This window comes from Kribbella pratensis (assembly GCF_004366075.1).
In the GTDB taxonomy this organism is placed as follows: Bacteria; Actinomycetota; Actinomycetes; order Propionibacteriales; family Kribbellaceae; genus Kribbella; species Kribbella pratensis.
The window spans coordinates 460,451-474,941 of the sequence record NZ_SODU01000001.1 but is presented as its reverse complement, the minus strand read 5'-3'; the positions used below and the strand labels follow the sequence as shown (position 1 = coordinate 474,941).

General features: G+C 67.2%; 17 protein-coding genes. 9 read left to right on the top strand and 8 right to left on the bottom strand.

Going from position 1 to position 14,491, the window contains the following annotated elements; all coding sequences use genetic code 11:
- Positions 1-45 precede the first annotated feature (45 nt).
- Complete coding sequence (locus EV137_RS02300) at positions 46-885, bottom strand: aldo/keto reductase (protein ID WP_238175043.1); 840 nt, start codon at positions 883-885, stop codon at positions 46-48.
- A gap of 165 nt (positions 886-1,050) precedes the next feature.
- Between EV137_RS02300 and EV137_RS02295 the strand changes: the two genes are divergently transcribed.
- A complete protein-coding gene (locus tag EV137_RS02295; protein ID WP_202870791.1) occupies positions 1,051-1,890 on the top strand; it encodes a phosphotransferase in 840 nt (279 codons plus the stop codon).
- A 30-nt stretch (positions 1,891-1,920) separates the two neighbouring features.
- Complete coding sequence (locus tag EV137_RS02290; protein ID WP_134126195.1) at positions 1,921-2,673, top strand: SAM-dependent methyltransferase; 753 nt, start codon at positions 1,921-1,923, stop codon at positions 2,671-2,673.
- On the opposite strand, the gene EV137_RS02285 is transcribed toward EV137_RS02290, so the two are convergent.
- Complete coding sequence (locus EV137_RS02285) at positions 2,644-3,126, bottom strand: NUDIX domain-containing protein (protein ID WP_134126193.1); 483 nt, start codon at positions 3,124-3,126, stop codon at positions 2,644-2,646. The two genes, EV137_RS02290 and EV137_RS02285, sit on opposite strands and share 30 nt — an antisense overlap.
- A 248-nt stretch (positions 3,127-3,374) precedes the next feature.
- Between EV137_RS02285 and EV137_RS02280 the strand changes: the two genes are divergently transcribed.
- Genes EV137_RS02280 through EV137_RS02270 form a run of 3 tightly spaced genes read left to right on the top strand, consistent with a single transcriptional unit; the run spans position 3,375 to position 4,997 of the window.
- Entirely contained in the window at positions 3,375-3,770 is a 396-nt protein-coding gene (locus EV137_RS02280; protein WP_134126191.1) for a tautomerase family protein, read from the top strand.
- A gap of 1 nt (position 3,771) precedes the next feature.
- Positions 3,772-4,257 carry an NUDIX domain-containing protein gene (locus EV137_RS02275; RefSeq protein ID WP_134126189.1) on the top strand — a complete coding sequence of 162 codons (486 nt, stop codon included), beginning with the start codon at positions 3,772-3,774 and terminating at the stop codon, positions 4,255-4,257.
- Positions 4,257-4,997 carry a DUF3626 domain-containing protein gene (locus EV137_RS02270; protein WP_238175041.1) on the top strand — a complete coding sequence of 247 codons (741 nt, stop codon included), beginning with the start codon at positions 4,257-4,259 and terminating at the stop codon, positions 4,995-4,997. Before EV137_RS02275 ends, EV137_RS02270 begins: the two co-directional genes overlap by 1 nt.
- On the opposite strand, the gene EV137_RS02265 is transcribed toward EV137_RS02270, so the two are convergent.
- The 4 genes from EV137_RS02265 to EV137_RS02250 all read right to left on the bottom strand — a co-directional run bounded on the left by EV137_RS02265 (position 4,982) and on the right by EV137_RS02250 (position 10,203).
- Positions 4,982-6,208, bottom strand: a complete 1,227-nt coding sequence (locus EV137_RS02265; RefSeq protein WP_134126185.1) for an RNA polymerase sigma factor — start codon at positions 6,206-6,208, stop codon at positions 4,982-4,984. The genes EV137_RS02270 and EV137_RS02265 overlap by 16 nt on opposite strands.
- Entirely contained in the window at positions 6,205-6,531 is a 327-nt protein-coding gene (locus EV137_RS02260) for a YciI family protein (RefSeq protein ID WP_134010226.1), read from the bottom strand. Before EV137_RS02260 ends, EV137_RS02265 begins: the two co-directional genes overlap by 4 nt.
- Before the next feature lie 148 nt (positions 6,532-6,679).
- Positions 6,680-8,437: an ABC transporter ATP-binding protein gene (locus EV137_RS02255; RefSeq protein ID WP_134126183.1), complete on the bottom strand. Its 1,758-nt coding sequence runs from the start codon at positions 8,435-8,437 to the stop codon at positions 6,680-6,682.
- Positions 8,434-10,203 (bottom strand): ABC transporter ATP-binding protein, encoded by a 1,770-nt coding sequence (locus EV137_RS02250; RefSeq protein ID WP_166679754.1) that lies wholly within the window; start codon positions 10,201-10,203, stop codon positions 8,434-8,436. The genes EV137_RS02255 and EV137_RS02250 overlap by 4 nt, the downstream gene beginning before the upstream one ends.
- Before the next feature lie 60 nt (positions 10,204-10,263).
- Between EV137_RS02250 and EV137_RS02245 the strand changes: the two genes are divergently transcribed.
- From EV137_RS02245 to EV137_RS02230, 4 genes are all read left to right on the top strand, one after another.
- A complete protein-coding gene (locus EV137_RS02245; protein ID WP_134126181.1) occupies positions 10,264-10,611 on the top strand; it encodes an HIT domain-containing protein in 348 nt (115 codons plus the stop codon).
- A gap of 171 nt (positions 10,612-10,782) precedes the next feature.
- Positions 10,783-11,445, top strand: coding sequence for a GNAT family N-acetyltransferase (locus EV137_RS02240; protein ID WP_134126179.1), 663 nt, complete (start codon positions 10,783-10,785; stop codon positions 11,443-11,445).
- Entirely contained in the window at positions 11,438-12,226 is a 789-nt protein-coding gene (locus tag EV137_RS02235) for a class I SAM-dependent methyltransferase (RefSeq protein WP_134126177.1), read from the top strand. Before EV137_RS02240 ends, EV137_RS02235 begins: the two co-directional genes overlap by 8 nt.
- A complete protein-coding gene (locus EV137_RS02230) occupies positions 12,219-12,530 on the top strand; it encodes an EthD family reductase (protein ID WP_134010238.1) in 312 nt (103 codons plus the stop codon). The genes EV137_RS02235 and EV137_RS02230 overlap by 8 nt, the downstream gene beginning before the upstream one ends.
- A 21-nt stretch (positions 12,531-12,551) precedes the next feature.
- On the opposite strand, the gene EV137_RS02225 is transcribed toward EV137_RS02230, so the two are convergent.
- Entirely contained in the window at positions 12,552-13,466 is a 915-nt protein-coding gene (locus tag EV137_RS02225) for a phosphotransferase family protein (RefSeq protein WP_134126175.1), read from the bottom strand.
- A 76-nt stretch (positions 13,467-13,542) separates the two neighbouring features.
- Entirely contained in the window at positions 13,543-14,466 is a 924-nt protein-coding gene (locus EV137_RS02220; protein ID WP_134126173.1) for a phosphotransferase family protein, read from the bottom strand.
- Positions 14,467-14,491: the final 25 nt, after the last annotated feature.

The following is a 14,491-nucleotide window of genomic DNA, read 5'->3' as shown; positions in this document are numbered from 1 at the left end:
GCCGGGCCGGCACGGCCTTCACGACCGCGCCGACCGAGGCTGGAATCAGTCGACGAGCGAGTCGAGTACGCCGAGGTCCTCGGGGGAGAGGGTGAGGTCGGCGGCTCGGAGGTTCTCCTCCAGGTGTTGCGGGCTCGAGGTGCCCGGGATCGCGAGCACGTGATCGCCACGGCTCAGCGTCCACGCCAACCGCACCTGCGCAACCGTCGCCCCGTGGCGATCCGCGATCTCCTGAACCGGCTCGGAGCCGGGCACCCCGCCGGCCTCCCGCGACTCCGCGGTCAGCGTGAAGAACGGGATGAACGCGATCCCCAGTTCACCGCACAACTGCAGGATCTCGTCGTTCACCCGCCCGAATCCCACGCTGTACCGGTTCTGCACCGCAACCACCGGCGCGATGGCCCGCGCCTCGTGGAGGTGCGAGACCCGCACGTTCGAGATACCCAGGTGCCGGATCATGCCCTTCTCCTGCAGCTCGGCCAGCACGCCGAAGTGCTCCGCAATCGACTCCAGCCCCATCTGCCGCAGGTACACGAGGTCCAGCGAATCCACCCCGAGAACCCGGAGATCGCTCTCCACGAGTTCCCGCAACTCATCCGGCCGCGCCAGCCCGTGCTCGGTCGGCCCGACCTTCGTAGCGAGCACGAATTCGTCCGGGTACGGCGCGAGTGCGCGACGGATCACGTCGTTCGCCCATCCCAGGCTCTCGAACCGTGTCTCGCCGGCCTGCCCGTGACTCGGGTAGAACGCCGCGGTGTCGACGTGATTCACCCCGAGCTCCACGACTCGCCGCAGCAGTGCGATCGCCCGGTCCTGGACGTCGGCGCCGCCGCCGTCGCCACCCGCGAGCCGCTTCGCGCCGAATCCGATCCGCCGGACCGCCACGTCTCCGAGCGTCCAGAATTCGCCGGACTTGCTTTCCGCAATTTGCGATGATAAGTTAATTAGTAGGGACGCATTCTCCTGTGAATTCTGCATTCGGCCAGGATAAATCTTTCCAAGTAATTCGTCCACCTTTTCCCGCATATTTCTTGCGCTACTCTCGTGCGCGTGGGACTCACCGAGCGACAGCAACAGCTCCTTGACATGTGGCTACCGTCGGCGGCGATCGTGCACGACCACAGCTGGGGTCTCATCGGCACGCTCGTCCTGGAGCTCGAGCACCACGCCGAGCGCTACATCGCGAAGGCCGGTGACCACACCGACCATCATCTCGCCCGCGAGATCCGTGCCCACCGCAACTGGTTGCAGCCGTGGACCACGCGGGGGAGAGCGGCCGAGCTGATCAACGCGGACGAGGACGCCAAGCTCCTCGTGACCCGTTTCCTGCCCGGTCAGCTCGTCGGAGGCACGCCGTACGAATGGGCTTCGGACACTTATCACCAGGCGGGCGAACTGCTCGCGGCATTTCACCGGCAATCCGCCGTACCGGACGACAGCTATGAGTCGCGCGAGAACGAGCGCACGCTGGCAGGACTAGACAAACCGCACCGGATCGCGCCGGACGTCGCCGACCTTCTCCGGGCAACGATCAAGGCCTGGCCGACAACGCCCGCGACGCTCGTGCCGACGCACGGCGACTGGCAGCCGCGCAACTGGCTCATCGACAACGGCACGGTCCGCATCATCGACTTCGGGCGGGCGGCTCTGCGCCCGGCGTACACCGACCTCGTCCGACTGGCCGCGCAGCAGTTCCGCTCCGAGCCGAGCCTGGAGCCGGCGTTCATCACCGGCTACGGTTCGGACCCGCGCGAACCGGCGGCCTGGCAGCGCGCCCGGCTCCGGGAGGCGATCAGTACGGCGGTGTGGGCGCACCAGGTCGGCGACGAATCCTTCGAACAGCAAGGACATCGAATGATCGCCGAGGCCGTCGCCGAAATTGCGTTGTGAGCCCACGGAGCACGCTGACATCGTCACCCCATGTCCAGCGAACTCCTGCGCGAAGCGCTCACCCTTGACCGTTATCCACGATCGAACACCTACGACCAGCAATGGGTCGTCGACAATCTGATGGGCCCGCATCCGCTGTGGAGCGCCGAAAGTCTGCTGCAGGCGATGCCGCTGCAGCCTGGCATGCGAGTCCTCGACCTCGGCTGCGGTACGGCGCTGACGTCGATCTTCCTGGCCCGCGAATGCGATGTCGAGGTGTGGGCCACCGACCTTTGGGTCGACCCCAGCGAGAACTGGCAGCGTGTTCAGGACGCCGGCGTGGCGGGCAGGGTGCATCCGATCCGGTCCGACGCCCGCAAACTCCCGTTCGCGCACGGATTCTTCGACGCGGTCATCAGCATCGGCGCGTACAACTACTTCGGCACCGGCGTCGACTACCTCCCGTACCTCTCCGACTTCGTCCGCCCGAACGGGATGCTCGGCATCATCGCCCCAGGCATCCGGACCGCTCCCGACTTCACCCCGCCCCCGTACGTCGCGGATCGCTGGGGTCCGGACCTCTGCACCTGGCTGCCGCCCGACTGGTGGCGGCTCCTCTGGGAACGCACCGGCCTGGTCACCGTCGAGACCGCCGATTTCGTACCGAACGGCTGGGCCGACTGGCTCCTCTGGTTGCAGACGTGCGCACAGGTAGGCCGCGGATACGAACCCGACGAACACCTATTAGAAGCCGACCAAGGAAACCTGCTCGGCCTAACCCGCGTCGTCGCCCACCTGAAGTAGACGCGTCAATCGCTGCTGTAGTTCAGCCGGGTAAATCCCGAATTCTTCCAGGTCCGCCGCGTCGGCCCATCGCAGTTCGAAATGATTCGTCGCAGAATGCTCGACCGCTTCATCACCTGACAGTTCTGGTACGCCGTTCACGTCGCTGACCAGGAAGTAGTACGCCGGCCGCCCGTTGTGCGTGCCGGTCCACAGCAACCGTTCCACGGTGCCGGTGAGTGTCGTCTCCTCCTCGAGCTCCCGAAGCGCAGCACCCGCCGCCGACTCACCCACCTCCACATGCCCGCCGGGCAGAACGGCGTACTGATGCCCCGCGCACCGAGGCCCCAGCACGTCGCCGTACTCGCACATCACACACTCGGCCGACGCCCCCTGCCGCAGATAACGCTTCACAACCAGAACCCTGCCCGCCTCAACCACAACCGCCGCCCCACGCGGAATCCTCGCACTCATACCACCGAGTCTCCCCGCCCTCACCGACAAACCCGCGCCGCCGCCAACCGCATCGCCGCCCATCCGGGATCCTGGGACAGGTAATGGTGGGTCGGCACCTGGTATTGCCTGTCTCCTGTCCCCAGCGCCTGTTCCCAGTGCCGGTCCGCGGCCACCACCGCGTCGCAAGAGTCGGATATTCGGTCGCCGGAGTGCCGGCTTCGTGGTGGGGTCGGGGGTGTTGTCGTCGATCGTGGAAGGATTTGTAGATGCCCAGTGCGCAGATCGAGGTTCGTCGTGAGTACTCCGAGACCGATGAGGCAGGTCTGATCGAGGCGGTGCATGGTGCGCTCGTGACCGCGTTCCAGATCCCGCCCCAGGACAAGGACGTGCGCCTGGTCGTCCACGCGCCGCACCGGTTCGCGTGCTCGCCCCGGCTGACCGAGCCCGAGTTCTTCACGCTCGTCACCGTCGACTGTTTCGCCGGCCGCTCGATCGACGCCAAGCGCAAGCTCTACACCGAGATCGTCGGCAACCTGAAGCCGTTCGGCATCCCCGCGGACCACGTGACGATCCTCGTCCGGGACCACCCCACCTCGAACTGGGGCATCCGCGGCGGCCAGGCCGCCTCCGACCTGGACCTCGGCTTCAACGTCAACGTCTGACGTGCCACTCCGCTCGGCCCGGCACCTGACGTCGGTCTTCCTCGTGCGCGAGGGGCGCGTCCTGCTCCTCTACCGTCGCGGATCCCGCGCGATCGCGGACTCCTGGGTCGGGATCGGCGGTCACCTCGAGCCGCACGAGCTGACCGACCCGACAGCGGCCGCCCTCCGGGAACTCGAAGAGGAGATCGGGGTCACGGCCGATCAACTGACCGACCTCGCGCTGCGATATGTCGCCGTACGCGACACCGGCGACGAGGTGCGTACGACGTACTACTTCACCGCAAACCTCCGCCCTGCGGCGCCGTTGCCGACGGCATGCACCGAGGGCGATCTGCGGTGGTTCGATCTGACGATGGACCCGACGACGCTCGACATGCCGCCGACCGCGCGTATCGCCTTCGCGCATTGGCTCGCCGGCGGACGTCACGACGAGCAGCTTCGGTTCATCACCGTCGACGCCGACGGCCGCGAGACAGGCCCGTTGTGATGATCACCGTGCAGTTCCATCCCAACTGGCCGCACGGTGCGCGGACGGTGATCGAGTCGCTGGCCGCGGACGGGGTTTACCGCTCGCAGTTCGCAACGGGCATCTCCAACGGCGGACTGACGGCGTTCCGCGGGGGAGACCGGTGGGGGTGGGAGAGCCGGTTGTTCTCCGGACGGTACGACGACCGACCGGAACTGGATCGCCCTGTCTACGGGGTGTGGAACCGGCGGCGTGACGTGTACGGCGGAGCGATCCGCTTCGGGTCGTCGTACCTCCGTCTGAAGCCCGGCACGATCGAGCGGGCGACGTTCTGCTTCCCGGACTCCGCGCGCGATCCGGCTGATTTCGGCGACCGCAGCGTCCTGCCCCAGCTGTGTCAGCTGGCCGACGCGGCGTGCTTCGACGACCTGGACGATTACGTCGAAGCACAGGTCCACGGGCCGGTCCGCATCAGAACCGACGTCGAAGCGGTGGTCCTGGATCCTTCGTTCATCGGCACACCCGTCGAGGACGCCGCCCGCGAGCTCGGTTGCGCGATCGAGTACCACCCGGGCTTTCGAGCAGCACCGGCCACCTTCGATCCGGCGTACCGCGGCCCCGAGATCGTCGACCTCGCTCGCTCACTCGGCCCCGAACTCACCCCCGACCTGCTCGGTAAAGCGGCCGGCGCGCATCCGGCGCAGTCCATCAAGTACGTCTGGCACTACCTCGCGCGCTACGGTCGTCAGCCGGCCAACTGATCGCGTCGACGGCTCAGGTACGCCACCTCAGCAGTGTTCTCGGCCAGCTCGATCGCTGCGTCGTACGCGGTCCGCGACTCCTGGCTGCGGCCCACCCGTCGCAGCAGGTCAGCGCGCGCGGCGTGATACGCGTGGTACCCGGACAGCTTGTCGCCCAGCCGATCGATCGTCGCCAGCGCAACCTCCGGACCGTCGACCTCGGCGACCGCGATCGCGCGGTTGAGCGCCACGATCGGTGAGCGATCGACCCGGACGAGCTGGTCGTACAGCGCCACGACCTGCGACCAGTCGGTGTCCGCCGCGTCGCGGGCCGAGGTGTGTACGGCGTTGATCGCAGCGAGGATCTGATAGCGGCCCGGAGGCAGCCGCGTCGCGAGACGCTCGCGGACGAGACGATGGCCCTCGGCAACCAATGCCCGGTCCCAGGCGCCACGGTCCTGGTCGCGCAGCGAGATCAGTTCGCCGCTCGCCGACACTCGTGCGGTACGGCGGGCCTCGGTGAGGAGCATCAGTGCGAGCAGACCGGCGACCTCGCCGTCCTCGGGCAGCAGCGCCCGGATCAAGCGGGTGAGCCGAATCGCCTCGGCGGTCAGCTCGTGACGGATGGGATCCGTGTCGGGGCCGGTCGCCAGGTAGCCCTCGTTGAAGACGAGAAACAGCACCGAGAGTACGCCGGACACGCGTCCCGGAAGGTCTTCCGCGGACGGGACCCGGTACGGGATCTTGGCAGCTTTGATCTTCGCCTTCGCGCGGGTGATCCGCTGACCCATCGCGGTCTCCTGGACCAGGAACCCACGGGCGATCTCCGGCACGGTCAGGCCGCCGACCATCCGCAGCGTCAGCGCCACCCGGGTCTCCATCGCCAGCGCAGGGTGGCAACAGGTGAAGATCAGCCGGAGCCGCTCGTCGTCGATCACGCCGAGAGGCTCGGGCGGTTCGTCGTACGACATCTGAGCCTCCTTCTGCTTGTCGTCACGTTTGCTCTCGCGCCGGATCCGGTCGATCGCCTTGCGGTTGGCGGCGGTGGTCAGCCAGGCACCGGGGTTGGGTGGTACGCCGTCCGCGGGCCAGCGCTCGACCGCCGTCGCGAACGCCTCGGCGGCCGCCTCCTCGGCGATGTCGAGGTCACCGAACCGCCTGGTGAGCGAGGCGACCACCCGCGCCCATTCCTCGTGGTGGACCCGGGTGATCGCCTCCTGGACGTCGCTCACAGGAACGGCCGCACCTCGAGCCGGCGGTTGCACGCCTTCGACGCCGCGGCGGCGAGTTTCAGCGCCACGTCGAGGTCCGGTGCCTCGAACACCCAGAAGCCGGCCACGTGCTCCTTCGACTCCAGGTACGGACCGTCGGTGAAGATCGGCTCGCCGTCACCCCGGGCGTCGATCACCGTCGCGTCGCTGGGGGCACTGAGCCCACCCGCGAACACCCAGTGCCCGCCCGCCACCAGCTGCTCGTTGAACGCGTCGATCGCCGCGTCCTCCTCCGGAGTCGACGACCCGGTCCGATTGTCAATCACAGAAATCAGATACTGCATCACACTCTCCACTCCACTCTGCCGAACCCCGCCTACACCCACCCAACGAACCCGTCCCAGCCATTCCTACACACCCCACAGAATTTCCTCAGCCTGTCACAGCTGGTGGAGGCGGACGTTGGCGCCGGGTCAAGGTCGAGGGCCGGTCCTACGGGTTCTGGGTTTCTCCGTGCCAGGTTTGCCAGAGGCGGCCGTAGACGTGGCCTGCGGTGACGAGTTCGTCGTGGGTGCCGAGTTCGACGAGTTCGCCGGCTTCCATGACTGCGATTCTGTCGGCGTCGTGGGCTGTCTGCAGGCGGTGGGCGATCGCGATCACGGTGCGGCCGTGGAGGACGCCGGCCAGCGATCGCTCGGTTCGCCGTGCCGTCTTCGGGTCGAGGAGGGCGGTCGCTTCGTCCAGGATCAGGGTGTGCGGATCGGCGAGGACGACCCGTGCCAGCGACAGTTGCTGGGCGCCGGCGTCGTCCAGTTCGGTGTCGTCGCCTACCTCGGTGTCCAGCCCGTGGGGCAGGTCCTCCCACCACGTGGCTCCGACCGCGGCGAGCGCCGCGCGCAGCTCGTCGTCCGTCGCGTCCGGTTTGGCGATCAGCAGGTTGTCGCGCACGGTGTCGTGGAAGACGTGATGATCTTGCGTGATCAGTACGACGTGTTCACGAAGCTGATCGGGTGGCAGATCCGCAACCGGCGTGCCGCCAATCGTCACCGACCCGGTGTGCGGGCGGTCGAGACCGGCGAGCAGACGCGCGAGGGTCGATTTTCCAGCTCCGGACGTGCCGACGATGGCCAGTCGTTCCCCGGGCTGCACCACGAGGTCGATTCCCTGAAGTACGTCGCGAGCGCCCGTGTAGCTGTAGTGGGCGTTGTCCACCCGGATCCGGTCGCCGTCAGCGTTTTGGACCGCGGGCGGCTCGGACTCCGTCGTACGGACATCCGCCAGGCCCTCGACCCGTGCGTACGAGGCACCGGCACCTTGTAGTTGCTCGATCCAGAGCATCAGCGTGTCGAGCGGGCCGACGAGCTGGCGAAGATACACCGTGGCCGTCACCACGACTCCGAGACTGACCAGATCATTCACGTACAGCGCGCCGCCGATCAGCAGAACTCCCACCACCGGGAGCGCCAGCGACACCTCAGCCCACGGAAACAGGACCGTCCGCAGCCACAGTGCGCTCAGTCGCGCGGAGCGGGCTCGGGTGACGGCGGCCTCTGTGGCCTCCGCCCGGCGGCGTTCCAATCCGAGAAGTTCGACCGTACGGGCGCCTTTGGCGGTGCTGGCGACGACATCGGCCATATCCGCACCAGTCGCCGCAACCGCCAGGTAGGCGGGACGCGCACGCCGTACGTACCACCGCACCGCCGCCCCCACGCCGAGCAGGGACACGAGTCCGCACAGCCCGAGCCGCAGGTCCAGGACGAGCACCGCGACGATGAGGAACAACGCGTGGACGAACGCCACAAGAACCTCAGGCACGGCAGACCGCAAACTGAATGCCACCACCGAGGCATCAGTGCTGCCACGAGAGATCAGATCGCCGGCCGGAAGATGGTCCGCCACGCGTGGAGGCAGCGCCAGTGTCCGCCGCAAGAATCGTTCCCGAACCCGCGCCGCCGTACGTTCGCCGAACCGGTAACCGATCTTGAGCGCCCACCACGCCAGCACCGTCTGCACGACCGTGAACACCAGAGCGCCGAAGGCAAGACGGTCGACCGTGCTGAGCACGTCCCCGGAACCCGACTGGATCGTGTCGATGATGCGGCCGAGCAACCACGGACCGATCAAACCTGCCGCGGAGGCGAGCCCGTTGACCACGACGAGGCCGACCACGGTACGTCGTTCCGCGCGGAGGTCACGTAGCGCCGCGGCCCGGACTTCGGCCGGCCCCGCGACCGGCAACTGACTGCTCATCGGTCGTCCTGCCCGCGGGAGACGAGCTCGCGATAGTACGAATCAGTGCGCAGAAGTTCCGCGTGTGTCCCGACCGATGACGTCTTGCCGTCGACCAGTACGACGACCTCATCGGCGTGGTCCAGCACGAGCGGCGACGACGTCGTGATCACCGTTGTCGTGTCCCGCCGCGCCTCGCGGATCCGGTCGATCATGGCCGCCTCGGTGTTCGCGTCGACCGCGGACGTCGGTTCGACGGCGAGCAGGACGTCAGGTGCGGCATAGACAGCCCGGGCGAGCCGGATCCGCTGCCGTTGCCCGCCGGACAGATCACTCCCGTCGGCGGCGATCGTCGCGTCGAGGCCGCCGGGCAGCGCTTCCACGACGTCCTCGGCCACTGCAACTCGGAGAGCCGCGCGGATCCGGCTGTCGTCCGGCTCGAGACGGCCCGCGATCACCTCGCGAACCGTGCCTGCGAAGATCTCGGCATCGTTGTCGGCGACAACCAACCGGCGCCGGAGCTCTGCACGGGCGACGTCGTCGATCGGCACACCCGCCCACGTCGCCCTCGCGTCGTCGGTGCTCAGCCGGCCCAGCCGCTCGATCACCGACCTCGTCTCCGCCGGCCGGGCAGCGACCAAGGCCGTCAACGAGCCGGGACGAACGATCACTCCCGAGGCAGGGTCGGCCAACGGGCCGCAGCCGGTTGGGAGGACCTCGCCCTTTGGCTGGTTGTCGCGGATGGCGGGAAGGTTGAGCAGGTCGATGATGCGTTGCCCGGCCACCCGGGCGCGGGCGATGTCGCCACCACCCTCGATGAACGCGGACACGGGAACGACGAGTACGGCGACGTACCCGTAGACGGCGACAACCTCACCGATCGTGATGCTCCCGGTGGCGGCCATCCGTGCCGACAACCACACGACCGCGGCGAGGAACAGCGCCGGCAAACCGGTCGACAACGCGCCGACCCAGCTCGCAGGCCCGGCGACGCGGTAGCCGTGTCCCACCAGCCCCTGTGACTGTTGCTCGTACCGCTCCGCGACGAAAGCCTTCCCGCCAAGGCCGTTGAGCACGCGAAGGCCGGCCAACACATCGACCAGGCGGGTCGTCAACCGTCCCTGGTGCACGCGGTACTCGCCGCCGGTCCGTTCGATGCGCTGCAAGAACGGTCCTACTGCGACCGCAAGCAGCGGAACGCCGGCGAGCACGACTGCGGCCAGCAGTGGGGAAGTGGTGAACAGTACGACGGCAACCACGGCGTACGCGACGACCGCGCCGACGCCAGGACCGGCGACGGTCAGCGCCATCGCGACTGTGTACACATCGGCAATGCCGACTGTGACGACCTCTCCGGTGCTGACCCGCCCCGGCAACGAGGCACCCAGGCGGGAGGTGTGTCCGACTGCGGCGCGGACTGCTCGGAACGATGCGTCCATGCGGACCTTGGTCATCGTCCGGTGCCGAGCGATACCCAGCAACGCATTCAGGACGGTAACGACCAGCAGGACCAATGCCCACCTGATGAGGGCGCGGGTATCGCGGGCCACGAGTCCTTCGTCAACTGCACGGGACAGCACCCAGGGAGGCACCGCGAGGCCGACCATCCATAGAGTGCCGAGCACTCCGCCCCACGCGATCCGTCGGGACTGCGACCGCGCGAGCCAGAAGAGGAAGCGGAACGGCCCGGCCAGATCGTTGGCGGTTGCCGGGTTCCCCGTCTCGCTCGTCCGGTCCAGCCGCTCGCGGATGCGCGCCGTACGCCGCCGTGCACCGTCGCGCGTCATCGCATCACCATACCGTGGTTTGTGATCGCCTTCACAAGGGGGAGTGGCTATCCTCGGGTGGTGCGATCAGTCCCGCAGTACCGTGGCGACGACTTCTACTGCGATGTCGCGATTCCTGACCCGGGCAGCCTCGACGTGGTGCACGAGGACGAGTTGGTGCTGGCGTTCCATCACACGCGGCCGTTCTGGACGAACCACATCGTCATCGTGCCGAAACGGCACATTGCGTCGTTGACCACGGTGAGTGCGGCTGACGAGCACGTCGTACGGCGCTTGCTCGAGGTCGTGCAATCGATCGCCGCCGACACCGAGCGAACCACCGGCGCAGCCGCGGTGCTGACCAATCTAGGGGAATACCAGGATTCCAAGCACCTGCACGTCCACGTACACAGCGGCCCCCGCCGCTGAACCCCTTCATGGGCGGGAAGCAACGATGTGCAGAAACAACGGAATCCGGTACCACCTGTCCCCGGGATCATCGGAGGCCTTTGCGGCAGCCTATACACCGCAAAAGCACGTGCGTGATGGCTCTGGGATGCGCTTGGATCGGATCGTGTTGATGAACCGAGTCACTGCGCCATGAAGTCTTACCCTCCTCTCGACGTACGGGTGAGCACGCCGACGCTGGAGCTACGCGGCGCCACGGACGAGCTGCTGGATCAGCTCGCGGACGACGTACGCGCGGGCAAGACCCACGCCGACCCGCTGCCGTACGACGACCCGATGTCGCTCTATGAGCCCGATCCCGACCAACGGGTGGCCCAGTGGCTGCGTTCGATCTGGCGAGGCCGGGGGAGGGTCGAGCCCGATGCCTGGCGGCTGTACTTCGTGGTTGTCGTCGACGGCCGGCCCGTCGGCATGCAGGACCTGTGCGGGGTGAAGTTTTCTACCTTCGGGACCTTCACGACGTTCTCCTGGCTGTCTGCCGATCACCGCGGCCGCGGGCTCGGACGCGAGATGCGGTCAGCGATCCTGCACCTCGGATTCGAGGGACTCGGAGCGAAGGAAGCGAGCAGCGACGCCTTCGTCGACAACCGCAGCTCGAACGCGATCTCGAAGGCTCTCGGCTACGAGCCCAACGGTTCGGACTGGGACACCAGGCAAGGCGAACCAGCCCTCATCAACCGCTGGCGCCTGACCAGACAAGACTGGGAACCGCACCGCAGAACCGACATCCAACTCCACAACCTCGAAGCCTGCCGAACATTCTTGCCTTTGTCAGACGGTCACCGTTGTGTCTGAGCCGCCAGTTTCCGAGGTTGTCAGGCAGAACAGCGAGTACTGGGAACGGCTGGCACCACATCGTCACGGTGAGCCGGTCGAGTTCTTCTTGGGCGGTGGCAGTGCGCTGACGGACGACGAACTGGCCGCTGTCGGCGATGTGCGCGGTCGCCGGGTATTACAGCTGGCATGTTCAGTTGGCGACGAGGCGTTGACGTTCGCACAGCTCGGCGCAGACGTCACGGCCGTGGATATCGCACCGTCACACCTGGCCACCGGCCGAGCGAAGGCCGAGGCGCTCGGGCTGGAGCTCACGTTCGTCCTGCAGGACATGATGACACTGGATTCGGAGATCACCGGGTTCGACGTCATCTACATTTCGTGGGGCGGCCTGTGCTGGGTTCCCACGCTCACCGAATGGACGCGATCGGTCGCCGGTCGACTCAATCCGGGCGGTGTCCTGGTGATCAGCGAACACCATCCGTTGTGGGAAATCCTGACGGTACGCGGAGCCAATGAATTGTCCGTCAGCGGCGACTATTTCGGCGTTGACCGTGACGGCTACGCAGACCCGCTGAAAGCCCCGGAAATCACCCGAACGTTGGGTACTCCGGATGTTCCGCACCGGAGTTTCGTCTGGAGCCTCAGCAGCATCGTCACCGCAGTTCTGACCGCTGGTCTAACCGTTCGTTCTCTGCAGGAGTTTCCGGTTCAGGAGATGTACCCAGGGCTGGGGGAGCAGGCCATGAGCATCCCGGCCACCTACCTACTGACCGCGAGTGACGGAGGTCGTCATGCATAAGTTGGTCGTCCTGTATTCCGAGCCCGCCGACCCTGATCACTTCCGCGAGTACTACGTGACCACCCACCTTCCACTGGTCATGAAGATGCCCGGCCTGCTTGCGTGGCGCTACAGCTTCGACGTGGCGGCGACCAACGGAGAAACGCCGTATTTCGCGATCTTCGAAGGCGACTTCGCTGACGCCGCCGCCATGGCCGCGGCGCGGTCGTCGCCGCAGGGCCAGCGGGTGGCCGCCGATGTCGCCAACTACGCCACCGGCGGTGCGGTCGTCATCCACTATCCGGTGCAGGACGGCACCGGCTGACCCGCACCCATGACTGGCCCGCTACCCGCCTTGCGTCCAAGGGGTGGTGTAGCGGGCAATCACGTCCAAGCAGCGTCGGGCCTGTGCCGGTGAGGCAGGATTCTTCCAGCCGAGCTTTTCGAGTGCCCAGTCGATGGCGAAGGGCGGTGTCCACCCCGCCTCGGCCGACTCGGGATCGGCGATCCGCGCGTACCCGCGCCGTACCAGGTCCAATCGGTCCTGCAGTACTTCCCCGGCATCCACCTCCCATTGGGCGAAGTCGTACGCCGGCGCCGTACGGCCGGCGAACTCCCAATCGATGATGCCGACGACCGCCCCGTCGTGAATCAGGAGGTTCTTCGGGCAGAAGTCGCCATGAACGAGCGACACCGGGGGAGCAGCACGGGTCGTCACCTGTCGGCGCAGGAACTCGGCACCGCGCTCGACGACCGCAGCCTCCGCCGAGCCGAAGGCCTCCCTGACGATGCCTGCGACCCGGGTGATCTCATGCTCTTCGGGCAATCGCAGTACGTGCCGGACGCCTCGGTCCTCCAGGCCAACGCTGTGCACGCGCGCCAAAATCTCACCGGCGTCCAGAACCAACCGCTCGAGCTCAGCGGCAGACAGTTCACCGACGAGCTCGCCGAGCGAACGACCCGGCAGGAACTGCTGGACCGAGAAGGACAGCAGCCGGCCGTCGTGATCCAGGTGCTCAAGACCGAGCACCTCGGCCGTCGGCACGCCCACGGCCCGCGCCTCCGTCATGAGGTACGCCTCGTCGACGAACCACGGCACCTCCTGACGCGCAATCCGCACGACCACCGCGTCATCACCGGCAAGCTCAACGCGGTACGTCTCGTTCATCCCGCCACCGGCCAGTGGAACAAGCCGCTCGACCTCACGGCCACAAACCGACCGCACCACCGAGTCGATGAGCGAGCGAGGCGTTGTCACCATCACCCAAGTCTCACCCAACGATCCGCCACTGGGCATCTGCATTTTCGAACACCGACAGGCGGGGGAGTCGGGCGGATCACACGAGCAGCGTCTCGAGATCCGGGAGCCGGGCGAACATGTCGGGGAGGCCGCGTACGCCGTTGCCCGCCGACTCCTGCGACAGCGCGAGGTCAGGGCCGGTGCTCGCCTCGGTACCGGCGAGGCATCGGAGAATGTTCCATCTCGTGTGTCCCAGCCAGCCGCCGATCATGAACACGAACCAGCTCGGACCAGGCGGCGGCAACGTTCCGCCGCCTGCGACGTACCCGTCAAGAACCGCACGGAAGACGGCGGGCTCGATGTGGTCGAAGCCAGGACCCTTCGCGAGGCTCAGCGCGGTCGAGCCGAGCTCGCTGGACAGGTCGAGCATCCCCGAGAGTTCCCAGTCGAGCACCACCGGTCGACCGTTTCGAGCGAGCAGGTTCCACGGCTGGATGTCCTTGTGAGTCAGCACGACGGGACCTGGCCGTTCGCAGGTCTCCACGAAGTGGGCAATCGCGAGGAACGTCTCGACCTGGGAGGCCAGTTCGTCGGCCCACGGCTGTCCGGTCGCCACCGCCCGCTCGGCGAGCTCGGGCCAGTCCCGTGACGTGGGCTCCTCGATCGACGCGTGGGGCCATTCGACGTCGAGAGCGTGGATGCGCGCGAGGATCTCGCCGATCTCGAACGCGTAGGCCTCCGACACCGGTGCCTCGGGCAACTTCTCTCCGTCGATCCACCGGTGGACGATCGTGGTGTCGCCGGCCGAGATCGGCTCCGGCATCGGGATCCCGGCGGCGAAGGCGGCCCGCTCGAACCTGAACACGTCCTCGACGTGATAGGTCCAACGACGGTCGACGAGATTCAGCTCTTTCACCGCGAACGACCCCTGGTCGGTGTCGAGCCGGTACATCCGGTTGGCGAACCCGCCGTGAACGCGAACCATCGGCCCGACCGGCACACCGAGATGCGAGAGATTCACGCCCGCAATCTAGGCCGCACAGCCC